This is a genomic window from Bradyrhizobium sp. YCK136 (genome assembly GCF_044570075.1).
Taxonomy (GTDB): domain Bacteria; phylum Pseudomonadota; class Alphaproteobacteria; order Rhizobiales; family Xanthobacteraceae; genus Bradyrhizobium; species Bradyrhizobium diazoefficiens.
Window position 1 is genome coordinate 2,675,049 of the sequence record NZ_CP172424.1, and the last position, 16,394, is coordinate 2,691,442.

Annotated in this window: 15 protein-coding genes; 9 read left to right on the forward strand and 6 right to left on the reverse strand. The window is 65.1% G+C overall.

The window, feature by feature from the left end; all coding sequences use genetic code 11:
- The first annotated feature begins 53 nt into the window (after positions 1-53).
- Genes ACFLEY_RS12510 through ACFLEY_RS12545 form a run of 8 tightly spaced genes read left to right on the forward strand, consistent with a single transcriptional unit; the run spans position 54 to position 8,417 of the window.
- Entirely contained in the window at positions 54-914 is an 861-nt protein-coding gene (locus ACFLEY_RS12510; protein WP_060908421.1) for a xanthine dehydrogenase family protein subunit M, read from the forward strand.
- Positions 911-1,435, forward strand: a complete 525-nt coding sequence (locus ACFLEY_RS12515; RefSeq protein ID WP_060908420.1) for a (2Fe-2S)-binding protein — start codon at positions 911-913, stop codon at positions 1,433-1,435. The genes ACFLEY_RS12510 and ACFLEY_RS12515 overlap by 4 nt, the downstream gene beginning before the upstream one ends.
- Positions 1,432-3,807: a xanthine dehydrogenase family protein molybdopterin-binding subunit gene (locus tag ACFLEY_RS12520; RefSeq protein WP_060908419.1), complete on the forward strand. Its 2,376-nt coding sequence runs from the start codon at positions 1,432-1,434 to the stop codon at positions 3,805-3,807. The genes ACFLEY_RS12515 and ACFLEY_RS12520 overlap by 4 nt, the downstream gene beginning before the upstream one ends.
- A gap of 22 nt (positions 3,808-3,829) precedes the next feature.
- The gene (locus ACFLEY_RS12525; protein ID WP_060908418.1) at positions 3,830-5,071 is read left to right on the forward strand and encodes an ABC transporter substrate-binding protein; all 1,242 of its coding nucleotides are present in this window, start codon (positions 3,830-3,832) and stop codon (positions 5,069-5,071) included.
- Between the two features lie 11 nt (positions 5,072-5,082).
- Complete coding sequence (locus tag ACFLEY_RS12530; RefSeq protein ID WP_028174342.1) at positions 5,083-5,958, forward strand: branched-chain amino acid ABC transporter permease; 876 nt, start codon at positions 5,083-5,085, stop codon at positions 5,956-5,958.
- Positions 5,955-6,953, forward strand: a complete 999-nt coding sequence (locus ACFLEY_RS12535; protein WP_060908417.1) for a branched-chain amino acid ABC transporter permease — start codon at positions 5,955-5,957, stop codon at positions 6,951-6,953. The genes ACFLEY_RS12530 and ACFLEY_RS12535 overlap by 4 nt, the downstream gene beginning before the upstream one ends.
- Positions 6,950-7,705, forward strand: a complete 756-nt coding sequence (locus ACFLEY_RS12540) for an ABC transporter ATP-binding protein (protein WP_028174344.1) — start codon at positions 6,950-6,952, stop codon at positions 7,703-7,705. Before ACFLEY_RS12535 ends, ACFLEY_RS12540 begins: the two co-directional genes overlap by 4 nt.
- Positions 7,698-8,417 (forward strand): ABC transporter ATP-binding protein, encoded by a 720-nt coding sequence (locus ACFLEY_RS12545; RefSeq protein ID WP_060908416.1) that lies wholly within the window; start codon positions 7,698-7,700, stop codon positions 8,415-8,417. Before ACFLEY_RS12540 ends, ACFLEY_RS12545 begins: the two co-directional genes overlap by 8 nt.
- Before the next feature lie 2 nt (positions 8,418-8,419).
- Here ACFLEY_RS12545 and ACFLEY_RS12550 read toward each other — a convergent pair whose 3' ends face one another.
- The 4 genes from ACFLEY_RS12550 to ACFLEY_RS12565 form a co-directional block, all read right to left on the reverse strand.
- Complete coding sequence (locus ACFLEY_RS12550) at positions 8,420-10,429, reverse strand: bifunctional diguanylate cyclase/phosphodiesterase (protein WP_211433432.1); 2,010 nt, start codon at positions 10,427-10,429, stop codon at positions 8,420-8,422.
- 295 nt (positions 10,430-10,724) lie between these two features.
- On the reverse strand, positions 10,725-11,609 hold the full coding sequence (blaBJP, locus tag ACFLEY_RS12555) for a BJP family subclass B3 metallo-beta-lactamase (RefSeq protein WP_060908414.1): 885 nt from the start codon (positions 11,607-11,609) through the stop codon (positions 10,725-10,727).
- A gap of 168 nt (positions 11,610-11,777) precedes the next feature.
- On the reverse strand, positions 11,778-12,062 hold the full coding sequence (locus ACFLEY_RS12560) for a TonB-dependent receptor plug domain-containing protein (RefSeq protein ID WP_028174348.1): 285 nt from the start codon (positions 12,060-12,062) through the stop codon (positions 11,778-11,780).
- Between the two features lie 62 nt (positions 12,063-12,124).
- Positions 12,125-13,390: a hypothetical protein gene (locus ACFLEY_RS12565; protein WP_060908413.1), complete on the reverse strand. Its 1,266-nt coding sequence runs from the start codon at positions 13,388-13,390 to the stop codon at positions 12,125-12,127.
- Between the two features lie 297 nt (positions 13,391-13,687).
- Between ACFLEY_RS12565 and ACFLEY_RS12570 the strand changes: the two genes are divergently transcribed.
- Positions 13,688-14,497: an extracellular solute-binding protein gene (locus ACFLEY_RS12570; protein ID WP_038966748.1), complete on the forward strand. Its 810-nt coding sequence runs from the start codon at positions 13,688-13,690 to the stop codon at positions 14,495-14,497.
- Here the strand turns inward: ACFLEY_RS12570 and ACFLEY_RS12575 are convergent.
- Both ACFLEY_RS12575 and hisC read right to left on the reverse strand, forming a co-directional pair.
- The gene (locus tag ACFLEY_RS12575) at positions 14,471-15,169 is read right to left on the reverse strand and encodes an ABC transporter permease (RefSeq protein WP_011088966.1); all 699 of its coding nucleotides are present in this window, start codon (positions 15,167-15,169) and stop codon (positions 14,471-14,473) included. The genes ACFLEY_RS12570 and ACFLEY_RS12575 overlap by 27 nt on opposite strands.
- Before the next feature lie 128 nt (positions 15,170-15,297).
- The gene (gene hisC / locus ACFLEY_RS12580; RefSeq protein WP_060912641.1) at positions 15,298-16,350 is read right to left on the reverse strand and encodes a histidinol-phosphate transaminase; all 1,053 of its coding nucleotides are present in this window, start codon (positions 16,348-16,350) and stop codon (positions 15,298-15,300) included.
- Positions 16,351-16,394 lie beyond the last annotated feature (44 nt).

The window sequence follows — 16,394 nt, forward strand, 5'->3', positions numbered from 1 at the left end:
GTTACAAATCTGGCATCCCGGCTGATGAGCCGACGGATATCGAGGAAACGGCGGTGAAGGCGAGGGCTTTCAGCTATTTTCGTGCTGCGACGATCGACCAGGCGCTGGACGCTCATGCGCGCGCTGGCGATGAGGCACGCTTCATCGCCGGGGGCCAGAGCCTCGTGCCGGCCTTGTCGCTGCGGCTGCAGGCGCCGCGGCTCCTGATCGACATCACCCATATTGACGAGCTGCGCGGCGTCAGGCGCGAAGGCGGCTATTTGCGCATCGGCGCGCTGACGCGCCATTGCGAGATGCTGAGCGAGCCGCTGATCGCCGAGTTCGCGCCGCTGCTGCATGCCGCGGCGCCGTTCGTCGCCCATCCCGCGATTCGCAACCGCGGCACCTTTGGCGGCAGCGTTGCGCTTGCCGACCCGGCTTCCGAATTTCCAGCGATGACGCTGGCGCTTGATGCCGAGATCGAGGTCGTGGGTCCTTCCGGCGCCCGGCGGGTGAAAGCCGACGATTTCTTCATCGACCTGTTCGAGACGGCCTTGCAGCCCGGCGAGCTGATCACCGCTGTCTACGTTCCCCTGTTCAAGGCCGACCAGCGCTTTGCGTTCGACGAACTGGCGCGGCGGCGCGGCGACTATGCATTGGTCGGCTGCGGCATGCTTGTGACCTTCTCCGGCGAACGCATCGAGGACATCCGCATCTCCTTTTTCTCTGTCGGCAATACGCCGACACGGGTGAAGGGAGCGGAGGCGACCCTGATCGGCTCGTCCCTCGATGCGGAGCGTATCGCTGTCGCCCAAGCCGCGCTCGAAGGCGATCTCGCGCCGCCTGACAGCGACGAGGTGCCGCCGGCGATGCGGCTGCATCTCGCCCGTGTGCTGCTGGGACGCCTGCTCGGACGTCTGGGTGAGGGCGCATGAGCGGCTTCGACGAAACCCTGCTGGGGGACGCCGAGGCGACCGTGCGGGTCCGCCTCGTCGTCAACGGCCGCAAGGTTGCCTGCGAGGTCGCGCCGCGCGAGACGCTGGTCGATTGCCTGCGCAATGCGCTCGAACTGACGGGGACGCATGCCGGCTGCGAGATGGGCGCCTGCGGGGCCTGCCTCGTGCAGCTCGATGGCCGCGCCGTGCATTCCTGCCTGATGTTCGCGGTGCAGGCCGACGGTGCGAAGATCGAGACCATCGAAGGTCTCACCGAAAGCGGCGTGATCGCCGATCTCCAGGCCGAATTCCATCGTCGCAACGCGCTGCAATGCGGCTTCTGCACGCCGGGCATGCTGGTCAACGCCAACGAGTTGCTCTCGCGGGTGGCGCGGCCGAATCGCGAGGAGATCCGCGACGCGCTGTCGGGTAATTATTGTCGGTGCACCGGTTACGAGGCGATCGTCGATGCCATCGATGCCGTTGCCAAGGCGCGCAGCGACAACGGAGGCGCGACATGAGCGCGCCACGGACCTCGCTCGACCGCCCGAACTCTTATATCGGCCGTTCAGTGCCACGCCCGAACGCCAAGCGGTTGCTTGCCGGCCGCGGCCGTTATGTCAGCGATCTCCGCCTGCCGCGCATGCTGTACGCTGCGTTCCTGCGCAGCCCGCATGCGCACGCCAAGATCGTCGCCGTCAACACCGAGCAGACCCGTGCGCTCGAAGGCGTGCATCTGGTCGCCACAGGTGAGGACCTCGCAAAAATCTGCACGCCCTGGATCGGCACGCTCGATCATTTCAAGGGTATGACCTCGGCGCCGCAATTGCCGTTACCGCTGGATCGCGTGGTCTGGGCCGGGCAGGCCGTGGTCGCCGTCGTCGCCGAGAGCCGGGCCATCGCGGAAGACGCGCTGGAACTGATCGAGATCGATTACGAGGATCTTCCCCTCGTTGTCGATATCGACAGTGCGCGGGAAGCGGGTGGGCCGGTGATCAATCCCGGCAGCGCCAACAACACCTGCTTTCGCGCTCAGCTCGACAACGGCACCGTCGACGAGGCCTTCGCTCATGCGGCCCACGTGGTGGAGGAGGAATTCTCCTTCGGCCGCCACACCGCCGTGACGCTGGAGCCGCGCGCGATCGTCGCGGACTATGATCCCGCTGCCGGCGCGCTCACGGTGCATCACGGGACGCAGACGCCTTACCAGTTCCAGGATCTCTATTCGCGCCACTACGGCATCCCCGAGGCCCGCGTTCGCGTCATCGCAACCGACATCGGCGGTTCCTTCGGGATGAAGCTTCATGTCTATCACGAGGACATGGCGGTGGTCGGCCTTTCGATCCTGCTCGGCCGCCCCGTCAAATATGTCGCCGACCGCATTGAATCCTTTGTCTCCGACATCCATGCCCGCGACCATCGCGTCCGGGCCCGCATGGCGGTCGATGCCAAGGGCGAAATCCTGGCGATGGACGTCCTTGACCTGACCGCGATCGGCGCGTTCTCGACCTATCCGCGCACCAGCGTGGTCGAAGGCAATCAGGTGATCCGCCTGATGGGCGCGCCCTATCGCTTCAGGAACTATCGCGCCACGCTGGAGGTGCTCTTCCAGAACAAGGTGCAGACCAGCCAGTATCGCGCTGTCGGCCATCCCATCGCTTGCGCCGTCACCGAGCGGCTGGTGGATATGGCCGCAGCCAAGGTCGGGCTCGATCCCTTTGCCATCCGCGCACAGAACGTGATCGCCGATGATGCCTATCCGCAGACCTCGCCGACCGGCTACCGCTTCGAGGCGCTGTCCCATCAGGCCTGCCTGAAGCGCCTGCATGAGATGATGGATTATGACGCGTTGCGTGCCGAGCAGGCGAGTTTGCGCAAGCGCGGCATCTATCGGGGCATTGGCATCGCCACCTTTGTCGAGATCACCAACCCGAGCCCGGCCTTCTATGGCGTCGGAGGCGCGCGGATCTCCTCACAGGACGGCGCCATTCTCAGCCTGACGCCGTCGGGCGAGGTGCGCTGCCTGATCTCGGTCACCGAGCAGGGGCAGGGCACCGAGGCGATCATCAGCCAGATCGTGGCCGACCAGCTCGGCCTCGCGCAGGAGCGCGTCAAGGTCATCACCGGCGATACCGAGGTGACGCCGCATGGCGGCGCCACCTGGGCCTGCCGCGGCGCCGGCATCGGCGGCGAGACTGCGCTCCAGGCGACGCGTGCGCTCAAGCGCAATATTCTGGAGATCGCCGCGCTGATCCTCCAGGAGCAGCCATCTGCGCTCGACATCATCGATGGCGAGGTCGTCGATGCGGTGACGCGGAACCAGCGAATGCCGATCGCGGAGATCGCGCGCATCGCCTATTTCCGCTCCGACACGCTGCCGCCGGGCACGCAGGCGCAGCTCACGGTAAGCCATCACTTCGCCCCGCAGGGTTATCCCTTCGCCTTCACCAACGGCATTCAGGGCTGTTCGCTGGAGGCCGATGTCGAGACCGGCTTCATCAAGGTGCTGAAGCATTTCATCGTCGAGGATTGCGGCCGTGTCATCAATCCGATGCTGGTGGACGAGCAGCTCCGCGGCGGCGTCGTGCAGGGGCTGGGTGCCGCGCTGTTCGAGGAATGCCGCTACAGCGAAACCGGTCAGCTCATGAATGGCTCGCTCGCCGATTACCTCGTTCCGATGCCGATGGAGATGCCCGACATCGTCATCGGCCATGTCGAGACGCCGACCGCCGACACCGTGCTCGGCGCCAAGGGCGTCGGCGAGGCCGGCACGGCGGCGGCGTCAGCCTGCGTGCTCAACGCGGTCAACGACGCGCTCGCGCCGTTCGGCGCCACGATCAACTCAATTCCGATCACGCCGACAAAAGTCCTGAAAGCCCTGAAGCGTTTCTAGAAAAAAGACCCTGGAGGAAATCATGCCTAAATCCGGTTCGACCCCGAAAATAACCCGCCGCGCTGCGCTCGCCGGCTTCTCCGCCAGCGCAGCCCTGCTCGCCATGCCCCGGCTCGGCCGCGCCGCCGATGAGACGATCCGCATCGGCTTCCCGACGCCGCTGACGGGCCCGTTCGCAGCGGAAGCGCGCGACCAGGTCAGATGCGCCGAGCTCGCCGTCAAGCTCGTCAACGACAAGGGCGGCATCGGCGGCCGCAAGGTCGAGCTCATGGTGCGCGACGACAAGCTCAATGCGGGCGAAGCTGCGACCCGCACACTGGAGTTGATCGAGAAAGACAAGGTTCATGCGGTGGTCGGCGCGCTCTCGAGCGCCGTGCAGCTCGCAGTCAACGAGGTCACCCGCGCCCGCGGCGTGATCTACGTCTCGATCAGTCAGTCCGACACGATCAACGAGGCTAAGGATTTCAGCAAGTACACATTCCACGAGGCGCTCAACCCGCACATGACCACCGCTGCGGTAGCGCGGCAGGCCCTGAAGAAGGGCATGAAGGTCGCCCATCTCGTTGCCGACTATGCCTACGGCCATGAGATGCTGCGCGGCTTCAAGCGCGCGCAGACGACCATTGGTGCTGACACTGTCGGCGAAATTCTGCATCCGTTCGGGGCGGCCGACTATTCCACTTTCATGCCGCGGCTGATGTCGATGCGACCGGACGTGCTCTGCATCTCCAATTTCGGCCGGGACCAGGCCAACGCGATCAAGCAGGCGGTCGATTTCGGCGTGAAGCAGCAGATGAAGATCGTCGTGCCCGTCATCCTGCACAACCAGCGCCTCGCGGTTGGCCCTGACGTGTTCGAGGGCGTGGTCGGCGGCGCCAACTATTATTGGGGCCTGGAGATGCAGAGCAAGACGGCAGCCAGCTTCACCGCGGCATTCAAGGCCGCCAACGGCGGCGCGATCCCGACCGATTACGGTGCCTATGGCTATTCTGGCGTCGGATCGCTGCTGGCCGCCATCGAGGCCGCCGGCGGCACCGACACCGACAAGGTCGTCGATGCCCTGGAGAAGCTGCAGTACGATCTGACCAAGGGGCCGCAGCACTACCGCAAATGCGATCATCAGTCGGTGCAGTCGGTGCTGGTGCTGGAGTCCAAGAAGAAGTCCGCGATGGCCCACGACAACGATCTGTTCGCCATTCTCGCCAATGACGCCGGCTCCGACGACATGCTGCGCAGCTGCAGCGAACTCGGCCACGCGACGTAAGTCTTGTGACGATGGACCTGTCGCTGATCATCATGCAGCTTCTCTCCGGGATCGCCCTTGGGGCGGTCCTGGTGATCACTGCGCTTGGATTGACGATCGTGTTCGGCATGCTCGGGGTGGTGAATTTCGCCCATGGCGCGCTGTTCATGATCGGGGCCTATGCTGGGCTGTATCTGGCGTCGCTCACGGGAAGCTTCTGGTGGGGACTGCTGCTCGCTCCCATCCTGATCGGCGCCTTCGGCATGCTGATCGAGTTCGTCCTGATCCGCAGGCTCTATGGGCGCTCGATCGACGATCCGTTGCTGCTCACCTTCGGCCTCAGCTACATCCTCGTCGAAGGCGTGCGCATCGTGTTCGGGAGCGACGGCATTCCGTTTCCAACCCCGCCGCAACTGGTCGGTGTGCTTGATCTCGGCATCGGCTTCTTCCCGCGCTACCGCCTGTTCGTCATCGCGCTGGTGGCCGTGGTGCTGCTGGTGCTCTGGCTGACGCTGGAAAAGACCCGCATCGGCTTGATCGTGCGCGCCGGCGCGCGCGATCCCACCATCATGCAGGTGCTCGGCGTCGATATCGGCCGGGTCTGGCTTGCGATCTTCGGCCTCGGCGTCGGGCTCGCCGCGCTCGGCGGCGTGCTCGCCGGTCCCATGCGCAGCGTCAATCCGGAGATGGGCTCGCTCGTGCTTGCGGAGGCGTTCGTGGTGACCGTGATCGGTGGCCTTGGTTCGATCGTCGGGGCTGTCGTTGCCGGCCTCATGGTCGGCATATCCATCAGCATGGTCGCGCTGTTCGCCCCTGAGATGGCGACCATCGTCATGTTCGCGCTGATGGCGGTGGTGCTGCTGATCCGCCCGCAGGGCCTGTTCGGCGTCAGAGGGAGGACCGCGTGATGCTGCCTTCGAGCGGCGAGTCGGTAGCCCGGCCCTCGCGCAATGGGATCGCCTGGATTCTCGACCAGCGTGTGCTGCTCTCGATCGCGGTGCTTGCCGTGCTGCCCTGGCTGCTGCCGTCACAGGCGCTGGCCGTGAACGTCCTGATCTACGGGGTCGTGGTGATGGGCTACAATCTGTTGTTCGGCTACACCGGGCTGTTGTCGTTCGGCCAGGCCGCCTTCTTCGGCGCGGGCGCCTACTTCACCGGCATTGCGATCGGCCGCTACGGCGTACCCTGGTTCGCCGCGGTGCCGATCGCCGTGCTCCTCAGCACCTGCCTCGCTGCTGCGATCGGCATCGTCTCGACACGCACCCGTGGCATTTACTTCTCCATGGTGACGTTGGCGCTGGCCCAGCTCGTCTATTACGTCGCGCTGCAGGCCTCGACCTTCACCGGCGGCGAGAACGGCCTGCGCGGCTTCACCGTCGACCGCATCAGCCTGTTCGGCCTTCCCATCAATTTCCTCGACCCCATCAACAAATACTACGTGCTGATGGTCTTCGCGGCGCTGGCGCTGTGGTTCCAGTCGCGCATCCTGAACTCGCCGTTCGGTGCCGTCATCGAGGCGATCCGCGAGAACGAGCAGCGGGCGCGGGCCTGCGGCTACGACGTCGAGCGCAGCAAGCTGATCGTGTTCATGCTGTCGGGCGCGATCTCCTCGCTCGGCGGCTGCATGCTGGCGCTGCATCTGTCGATCGTGCCGCTGGACATCCTGCACTACCAGACCTCCGGCATGATCGTGATGATGGTGTTGCTCGGCGGCGCCCGCAGCTTCTTCGGCCCGTTCGTCGGCGCGGCGAGCTTCCTGATCCTGGAGGACGTCATCTCGCTCTGGACGCCGCATTGGCAGATCTTTGTCGGCGCGATCTTCGTCCTCTTCGTGCTGTTCCTGCCCAAGGGCATCTGGGGCACGCTGCTCGATGCGCTCGGCATCGGAAAGGCACGGCCATGAGCGGCGAGTTGCTTCGCGCCGAAGGGATCGGCAAGCGCTTTGGAGGCTTCGTCGCGCTCGAAGGCATCACCGTGTCCTTTGCGGCGGGACAGCTCACCTCGATCATCGGGCCGAACGGCGCCGGCAAGAGCACCTTCTTCAACATTCTCTCGGGTGCTTTGACGCCGACCTCGGGCAAGCTGCACTTCAGGGGACGCGAGCTGAATGGCCTGCCCCAGCATCGCTTCGTGCATCAGGGCATCTCGCGCTCCTACCAGATCACCAACATCTTCCCGGACCTGTCCGTGCACGAGAACGTGCGCGTGGCAGCACAGGCGCTGACCGTCGGCTACGACATCTGGCGCAACCGTGCCCGGCTGGCGGAGCTGAATGTGCGGGCCGATGCCGCGCTCGATGCTGTCGGGCTGCTCGGTAAGCGCAGCGAGCTGGCAAAATTCCTGTCGCATGGCCAGCAGCGCGCGCTGGAGATCGCGATTGCGCTGGTCTCCGAGCCGGAATTGCTATTGCTCGACGAGCCGACCGCCGGCATGGGACCGGAGGAGACCAAGGACATGGTCGCGCTGCTCGAACGGCTCGCCGACAAGCGCACCGTGCTGCTGGTGGAGCACAAGATGAAGATGGTGCTGGGCCTGTCCAAGCGCGTCGTGGTGCTGCATCACGGTCGCCTGCTGGCGGACGGCGCGCCCGACGAGATCAGGAGCAATCCGGAAGTCCGCCGGGTCTACCTCGGACAGAGTGAAGGCTATGGCTGAGACCGCGCTGCTCGAAATCGAGAACCTCCACGCCTGGTATGGCGCGAGCCATGTCCTTCACGGCATTTCCCTGCAGGTGAAGGAGGGCGAAGTGGTTGCGCTCGTCGGCCGCAACGGTGCGGGCAAGACCACGACCTTGCGGGCAATGATGGGCCTTATGCCGAAAGCGACGGGTCGCGTGCGCTTTGCGGGCAGGGAGCTGTTGCCGCTCCGTGCCCATCAGCGCTTTCATCTTGGCCTCGCTTATGTGCCCGAAGAGCGCCGCATCGTCCCTGGCCTGTCCGTGCGCGAGAACCTGCGGCTCGGCCTGGTTGCTGCCGGCAGCGAGATCGATGAGCGTGCCGCGATCGACGAGATCGCTGAGACCTTTCCGCGCCTGAAGGAACGCCTCGATCAGGAGGGCGTGACGCTCTCCGGCGGCGAGCAACAGATGCTGGCGATCGCGCGCGCCCTGATCGCCAGGCCCAGGATGGTCCTGCTCGATGAGCCCTCGGAGGGGATCATGCCTGTGCTGGTCGAGGAGATGGGCGTGTTGTTCCGCCGCCTGCGTGATGAAGGCAAGACGTTGCTTCTGGTGGAGCAGAATGTCGAATGGGCCCTGCGGCTTGCCGATCGTGCCGTGATCATCGACCAGGGCGAGGTCGTGCATCAAAGCAGCGCCGCGGCGCTGCTGGCGGACAAGGACATTCAGGAGCGCTACTGCGCGGTGTGACCTCAGGCCACGACCTTGGCCTCGGCGCCGTCGAGGCGTTGCCGCTCCTTCGCGAGGTACTCGCCGATTGCATCGCCCCGCATGGGCTTTGCAAAATAGTAGCCCTGGATGAAGTCGCATCCCAGGCGGCGCAGGCTGTCGAGCTGGGCGCGGGTCTCGACGCCCTCGACGACACAGGCGATTTCCATGTCGTCGCAGAGGCCCGTGAGCGACTTGATGATCTTGTGGCTGACGGGATTGTCGTTGATGTCGGCGACGAAGCTGCGGTCGACCTTGATCTTGTCGAGCGGCAGGCGGTGCACGTGGCTCAGCGAGGAATAGCCGGTGCCGAAATCGTCCAGCGAAATGCCGCAGCCCATTGCCTTCAATGCCGCGATCGACTGCTGCGCGCGCACGAAGTCGAAGGTGACGGCGGTCTCGGTGATCTCGAAATCGATCCGGTGTGGCGGCAGCCCGCTCTTCTCCACGATGCTGATCAGCGGCAGGATCCCTTCGGGCGAGCAGATGTCGTGGGCCGAGAGGTTGAACGACAGGCGGATGTGGTCGGGCCAGGTCCTGGCCGTCGCGAGTGCGCGGATCAGAAGCGCCTGCGTCAGCGGCCGGATCAGGCCGATGCGCTCGGCGGCCGGGATGAAGTCGGCCGGCGAAACCAGGCCGAGGCGGGAGCTGTGCCAGCGCGCCAGGACCTCGAAGCCGGTAGTGTGCTCGCTCATGGCGTCCACGATCGGCTGGAACACCAGGTCCATCTCGGTGCTGAAATCGGCGGTGCGCAGCAGATTCTCGATGACGCCGCGGCTGCGGATCTCGGCCTCGAGCTCGCTCGAGAAGATCACGGTGCGGCCGCGCAGATGGCGCTTGGCGTGATAGAGCGAATAGTCGGCGCATTCATAGAGCGCTTCCGCCGTCGTTGCCGACTGCGGGAACAATGCGAAGCCGATCGAGCAGGATAGACCGGTATGGGCGGTGTCGAGCTGGTAGGGAAGCTTGACCTGGTCGCCGATGCGCTCGCCGAGCCGCGTCAGATCCGCCTCCTCGGGGTCGCCGCACACGACAAGACCGAACTCGTCGCCGCCGAGCCGGGCGAACTCCACCCGCTGCGGGCCGAAGCCCTCGCAGGCCTCGCGGATGCGTCGGCCCGCCTCGATCAAGACGCGGTCGCCGACCGAGTGCCCGTAATTGTCGTTGATCGGCTTGAAGCCGTCGAGATCGATGATCCCGACCGCGACGCGGACGCTCCTGCGCTCGGCATCAACGAAGGCGCTGGACAGCTCGGCAAAGAAGCGGCGGCGGTTCGGCAGCTCGGTGAGGGAATCGAGATTGGCGAGGCGGAAGTTCTCGTCCGAGAGTGCCTGGGTCGCCGCCTGCTGCGCCAGCAGCGATTTGCGGCTGGCAACGAGGTCGGCGAAGTCGCGATAATAGATGAACAGCACCGTCACCATCGCGCCGGAGACCAGCAAATTGTTGACCGCGATCGCCTTCAGCGTCGGCTCGCCGGTGGCCCAGAAGAACAGCACATAGGGCACATCGACGGCCAACGTCACAATCAGCGCTGCCGAGCGCAGATGCATCAGTGAGAAGATGCAGCCGATCACGGTCACCGCCATGTAGAAGGCGACCTGGCTCTTGGCGAAAGGATCGCCGTAAGGGTAGAGGGCGAAGGACCAGATGGTGAAGCCTGCGCCGATCGGCAATGTCATCCAGTTGGTGGCGCGCAGATTGCGCAGGATGTCGGCGTCGCTGCGCACGAGGTGACGCTGGCGCAGCCACCAGAAGGTGCGCAGGGCCGCAAGCACGGTCAGCACGCTCGGCACGATCATCGTCAACCAGTCCGGCGCCACGTTCACATATGTGTAGGCGACCGCGATCGTGTTGCTCATGAGAATGAAGTAGAGCAGCGGGACCTGCTTGGAGAAGGCGTCGAACTGCGCGCGCGTCAGGTCCGGGTTGTCCGCCGGTACGCGAAACAGCCGCATTGCGGCGGCGAAGTGAGACTTCAAATTGGCGACAGGCATTGAAATACGCGCCCCGGATCCCTTCAAAACGAGGGCGATCTTGCACAGCGGGGGTAAAGGGCGCGTTAGACGAGTTTCGTGCGGAAAGGCTAGCGCTGGTTGCACGCTGCCGCAGCCGTTCCGCTCGCGTGCGTTGGTGAGGTCGCGTTAACGATATGAGGCCATGGAAACGAGCAGTATCGAGTGCAAAGTACTGCAAGGCTGCGGCTACACTCTGCTAACCATGTGCGGCGGCGCAACCTGTTGCCGCACCTCTCCCCGCCCGAGGAGAGGTGGAAGGCAGCATCTGATGACGCTATTTCTTCTCCAGCGCCGCGGTCTGCTTGGCGAGCTGCTTGTCGAAATCCTCCGACAGGCCGGTCGCGTAGGTCACGAGCTCGCCCGGCTTGATGAACGGGTTCGGCGCGCCATCCTTCATCTCTGCGCGCTTGGCCTGCATGCCATAGACTTCCGGATGCGGCCCGAGCAGCACGTCGATCTTCATCGCCTTGGCCTTGGCGAAAGTCGCGCGGTAGTCGTCGACGATGCCGGCATAGGTCGGCTGGCCGACCAGCCGGTTCAGCGCCACCGTGCCGCTACAGAAGAACAGCACCTCGCGGTCCTCCTTGCCGTCCTTGACGGTCATCTCCCAGCTGGTGCAGCCCGGCGAGTGGCCGGGTGTTGCGTGTGCCGTCAGCGTGGTGTCTCCGAGCGTGACCCTGTCGCCTTCCTTCACCGCGCGATCGACTTTCACCGCGGGGAAGGCGAGGTCCTCGTTTTTCTCGTCACCCGGATAGTAGCCGCCTTCGAGCAGTGGCTTGTCGCGCTCGCCGGCAACGAGCTGCGCGCCGGTCTCCTTCTTGATCTCGGCGAAGCCGCCGGTGTGGTCGAGATGCGCGTGCGTGTTGAGGATGAGCTTGATATCGGCAACCTTGAAGCCGAGCTTCGCAATATTGTCCTTGATCATGCCGGTTGACTGGGGCATCGCCGTGTCCATCAGGATCAGGCCCTGCGATGTCTTGATGACATAGACGGCAATGCCGTCGGTTCCGACATAGTAGATGTTGTCGATGAGCTGGAACGGCTCGAACGGCGCCGTCCATTTCTTCATGGCGACTGCCAGAAAATCCTTGATGGTTTGCGCCTGCGCGCCAGTCGAGAGCAGGGTCAGAGCACACAGCGCGGCCGTCAGCCTTCTCATAGTTTACCTCCCACAGTGTTCTTGGCGTTTTGGTCTGGCGCGGGCGTTGCGGCCCGAGCGGTGCGCAAGTTACGTCGTGGCTGGCGCTCGGGGCAACTGCCACGTGTCCGCAAAAATTCATGGGCCGTGCGGGAATATCGGTGCGTTTGGTGAAAGCTGAGCGCGAGCCTATCGCCCGATCGTCACGCCGGCGGTCGAGCGCATTGCGTCCCGCAGGCTCGTCGCCTTCATGTCGTCGAGGACCTGCCGCGTGAGCACGGTGGTCTGGCCGGGCGTATTGAGGATCGTCTCGCCACGCGAGGACGAGAGCCGGTCGGCTTTGTAGGGCGCCGCGGGATCGACGGCGGGTGCCGTTGCCGGAACGTGGCGCGGCCGCTTACTGGACGCCGCCAATGCTCCTTGCGAGATGCAGAGGGCGACGATCACGATCAATCGCAACGATGCCGCGGGCATGCGATCTCCCATATCCGGGGCGTCAGCCTAGCATATGGCGAGTATCCCCGCAGGGAAAAGGATCAGGCGAGAGCGGCCTGGCGTTCCCGCACCGGCTCGCGGACCCGGTCTGGCTTCCCTGGCTCGGCGAGCCGGGTAAAGCTGCGATGGCTCGCCTGTGCGGGCGCCTCGACGATGACGCCCTCGCAAACGATCTGCCCGCCCAGCATCCTGAACTCGAGCTTGTCGTAGCGCGGCATCGTCTCGCCGGGCGCGGGCGGCAGCAACTCGACCCGGCCCTGGATGTTCAGCGTGGCATCGCCGGTGCCGTGAAGCCGCGGATTCCACATCCTGATCCCGGTCTCCGCCCAGCGCTGCCGGATCAGCGCCGCGCGATCGACGGGTTCCGTCGCTTTTGCGCGAACTTTCGGTGCGTTGCGGATCTCCGGTGCAGGAGACGCAAGGATCGGCTCCGGCACGATGTCCGCGTCGACCCCGGAGGTGGCGGCAGAAGTGTCCTCCGTGGCGACCGCTGTGACTGGTGCGGGATCGCTTGCGGGGACCGGCTCGATCTCCATGGCGACGTCGGCGGTTGACCCGCTGTCGACGCTGACGGCTGGGATATCAGCCGCAGAGACCTCGATCTCGACAAGAGCGACAGGCGGGTCGTCCACGACGGCCGGCTCAACATCCACGAGGACGCTAGGAGGTGGCTCGTGGCTGACGACGACGTCGAGGGTAGCAGCCGGAGCGATTTCAACGTCGACGGACGAAACCGGTGCCGCCTCGGCGACGACGGGCTCAACGCCGGCAGAGAACTCGCGAGATGGACTGCCACTGACGATGAGTTCGGGAATGTCGACCGGCGCGCTATCGACGTCGACAGACGGGACTGAGGCCTTTTCGGCGCCGACCGACTCGACGTCCGTCCCGAGTTCCGCAGGTGCGGCCTCGCTGACGGTGAGTTCGGGAACATCAACGGGCCCGGTCTCCTCGTCGACAGACGAGATCGAAGCCCCCTCCACGACGACCGCGTTGACCTCCGTCGGCGTCTCCGGGGATGAACCGTCGCTGTCGCTGGTATCAGTTTGCACCGTCGGCGGACTCTCCGCGATGACAGAGATCGCGGTGTCGTCCTCGGCGACCGGATCCGCAACCGCGGTGCCCGGGTCGCTGAGCGTTGGATCGGCGCTGATGCTGATGTCGGGAGTGTGTGCGGCCTCTGCAACGTCGACGACGATGGCAGGCGAATCGTCCGTGGCGATCGGTGCGGCGTCAATGCTGCCGCCGTGCGGCAAGGGCCGAAGCCTCGTAAACGCCCATTTCACCGCAGGGATGCGGCGCAGCAACGATATCAGTCTCGAAAGCACAGGGAGTTGTCCAAGAGGTACTCGGCGTGAGGCAATCGCTGATTCGCCAGCAATATGGAAAACTGCCCCGGCCGCCACACCGATGTCAATCTGGGTAGGACCAATTGCAGAACATCCGCACACCATCGCGCGAGAAGCTGCGGTCGCAATGACACCGCATTATCGCCGTTCGCCATTGTGACTCCAACCACAGTGCAACCGCGCCGCCGAACGTCGGGCTTCCCTGCGTCATCCTCCCCGCGTAGTTTGAGATGTCTGGGGAGCGAGGACGTCACAATGAGGAAGCTTGCCGCCATCGCAGCGGTTCTGGTCTGGTCAACATGCGCATTTGCGCAGGATCGCACCATCATCGTGGCCTCGACGACATCGACGGAACAGTCGGGTCTGTTCGGCTATTTGCTGCCGCTGTTCTCGAAGGCCGAGGGCATCAACGTGAAGGTCGTAGCCGTCGGCACCGGCCAGGCGCTGGATATCGGGCGGAGAGGCGATGCCGACGTGGTGTTCGTCCATGACAGGCCCGCCGAAGACCAGTTCATGTCCGAAGGGCAGGGCGTGAAGCGTTTCGACGTCATGTACAACGACTTCGTCATCGTCGGGCCGAAGAGCGATCCGGCGCGAATTGGCGGCGGCAAGGACGTCGCTGACGCGCTGCGCAAGATCGCGGCGGCGAAGGCGCCGTTTATCTCGCGCGGCGACAAGTCCGGCACGCACGCAGCCGAGCTGAGATTGTGGAAAGAGGCAGGCGTCGATCTCAGTGCCGGCAAGGACAGTTGGTATCGCGAGATCGGTCAGGGCATGGGGCCGGCGCTGAACATGGCCTCGTCCTCGAACGCCTATCTTCTGTCGGATCGTGGCACCTGGCTGTCGTTCAGGAACCGCGGCGAGCTCGCCGTCCTGACCGAGGGGGACAAGCGGCTCTTCAACCAGTACGGCGTCATGCTCGTGAATCCGGCAAAGCATTCCAACGTGAAGGCGCAGGATGGGCAGGCCTTCATCGACTGGCTGGTTTCCCCGAAGGGACAGCAGGCGATTGCCGGCTACAAGGTCGGCGGCGAGCAGCTATTTTTCCCCAACGCGTCCAACTAGCAGGAAAGCGACGGTCGACACCGCCACACTGAGCGCGAGCAGGATCAGCCCGAGCCCCAGTGCCAGCGGCAGGTCGCCCTTGCTGGTTTCCAGCGCGATGGCGGTCGTCATCGTGCGCGTGAAGCCGCGGATGTTGCCGCCGACGACGATGATGGCGCCGACCTCGGCGATGGCGCGCCCGAAGGCCGCGAGAAAGGCCGTCAGCAGCGAAGTCCGTCCCAGCGCGAACAGGAGCCCCATGCTGCGCAGGACCGACAGCCCGTCGATCCGCGCCAGATCGCCATACTCCGCCCAGAGCAGGCTCGCCGGCCTGTGCACCAGCGCCACCACGATCGGTGTCGCGAGCAGCGTCTGCGCGATCACCATGGCCGCCGGCGTGAACAGCAGGCCGGCCGCCCCGAGCGGGCCGGACCGTGACAGCAGCAGATAGAGCGCGAGCCCGACCACGACCGGCGGCAGGCCGAGCAGCGCATTGGTCAGCACGATGATGACCTGACGTCCGCGAAAACGGGCGATCGCGAGCAAGGCGCCGAACGGTGCGCCGATCAGGAGCGCGACGATGCTCGCGGTCAGGCTGACGCGCACCGACAAGGCGACGATGCCCACAAGCTCGGAATCGGCCTCGCCGATCAGCGCGAAGGCGGCACCAACGGATCGTGCGAAGTCGTTCATCCGCGCCTGAACTTCAATGTTCGGGCGGCCTCCGGGGCGTCGATGTCGAGGCGGCAAAGGCGCGTCACAGACTGGTCCCTGCAACTTCCATTGTGGTGAGCAAGCGGCGGGCCGCCGCATGCCCTCAACTAGATCAACTCGCGCAGCACTTCAATCAGCCGGCCGCACTGCTCATCCGTTCCGACCGTGATGCGCAGGAAGTCCTCGATGCGCGGCTTCTTGAAATGGCGGACCAGCACGCCGCGCTGGCGAAGGGCGGCCGCGAGATCGGCACCGCTCCGGCGCCGATGACGCGCGAACACGAAGTTCGCAAGCGACGGCAGCACCTCGAAGCCGAGTTGCGCGAGATCGCGCGTGAGCACGTCGCGGCTCGCGATGATGCGGGTGCGGCTCTCGAGGAACCATGCCTCGTCCTCGATCGCGGCGACGGCGCCGGCGATGGCGAGGCAATCGACGGGATAGGAGTTGAAGCTGTCCTTCACGCGCTCCAGCGCCTCGATCAGCGGCCGCTGGCCGATGGCAAATCCGACCCGCAAGCCTGCGAGCGCGCGCGACTTCGAGAAGGTCTGGATGACGAGCAGATTGTCGTGGTGCGCAACGAGCGGCACGGCGCTCTCGGCGCCGAAATCGACATAGGCCTCGTCCACCACCACCAGCCGGTCCGGGTTTTCGGCGAGCAGTGCCGCGACCGCGTCGCGCGGAAGGGCGATGCCGGTGGGCGCGTTCGGATTGCAGAGCAGAATGGCGCTCGACGGCCGCCTGTAGTCGGCGATCTCGATCCGCATCGCGGCATCGAGCGGCACCTCCTCGTGAGCGACGCCATAGAGGCGGCAATAGACCGGGTAGAAGCTGTAGGTGACGTCGGAAAACAGAAGCGGCCTGTCGTGCTTCAGAAGGGCCGGGAAGGTGTGGGCCAGAACCTCGTCGGAGCCGTTGCCGACGAACACCTGCTCGGCCGCAACATCGCAATACGCCGCGATCGCCTCGCGGAGGCGCGTGGCGCGCGGATCTGGATAAAGGCGCAGCCGCTCCGCAGCCGACGCGATCGCCGCCAGCACGCGCGGCGAGGGCGGATAGGGATTCTCGTTGGTATTGAGCTTGACGACGCCATCCTGCTTCGGCTGCTCGCCCGGGACGTAGGGCGACAGCGTGTGGACGACGGGACTCCAGAAGCGGCTCATGATCTCCAATCCAGGTTGATCTTGGCACAGTAAGGCACGCCGGG

Bases quoted from the DNA above. Each gene is read 5' to 3' on its own strand.
- blaBJP (WP_060908414.1), bottom strand. From the start codon at position 11,609: ATGAGAAGGCTGACGGCCGCGCTGTGTGCTCTGACCCTGCTCTCGACT.
- ACFLEY_RS12570 (WP_038966748.1), top strand. From the start codon at position 13,688: ATGAGGAAGCTTGCCGCCATCGCAGCGGTTCTGGTCTGGTCAACATGC.
- ACFLEY_RS12560 (WP_028174348.1), bottom strand. From the start codon at position 12,062: ATGCCCGCGGCATCGTTGCGATTGATCGTGATCGTCGCCCTCTGCATC.
- ACFLEY_RS12530 (WP_028174342.1), top strand. From the start codon at position 5,083: ATGGACCTGTCGCTGATCATCATGCAGCTTCTCTCCGGGATCGCCCTT.
- ACFLEY_RS12520 (WP_060908419.1), top strand. From the start codon at position 1,432: ATGAGCGCGCCACGGACCTCGCTCGACCGCCCGAACTCTTATATCGGC.
- hisC (WP_060912641.1), bottom strand. From the start codon at position 16,350: ATGAGCCGCTTCTGGAGTCCCGTCGTCCACACGCTGTCGCCCTACGTC.
- ACFLEY_RS12525 (WP_060908418.1), top strand. From the start codon at position 3,830: ATGCCTAAATCCGGTTCGACCCCGAAAATAACCCGCCGCGCTGCGCTC.
- ACFLEY_RS12575 (WP_011088966.1), bottom strand. From the start codon at position 15,169: ATGAACGACTTCGCACGATCCGTTGGTGCCGCCTTCGCGCTGATCGGC.
- ACFLEY_RS12545 (WP_060908416.1), top strand. From the start codon at position 7,698: ATGGCTGAGACCGCGCTGCTCGAAATCGAGAACCTCCACGCCTGGTAT.
- ACFLEY_RS12550 (WP_211433432.1), bottom strand. From the start codon at position 10,429: ATGCCTGTCGCCAATTTGAAGTCTCACTTCGCCGCCGCAATGCGGCTG.
- ACFLEY_RS12515 (WP_060908420.1), top strand. From the start codon at position 911: ATGAGCGGCTTCGACGAAACCCTGCTGGGGGACGCCGAGGCGACCGTG.
- ACFLEY_RS12540 (WP_028174344.1), top strand. From the start codon at position 6,950: ATGAGCGGCGAGTTGCTTCGCGCCGAAGGGATCGGCAAGCGCTTTGGA.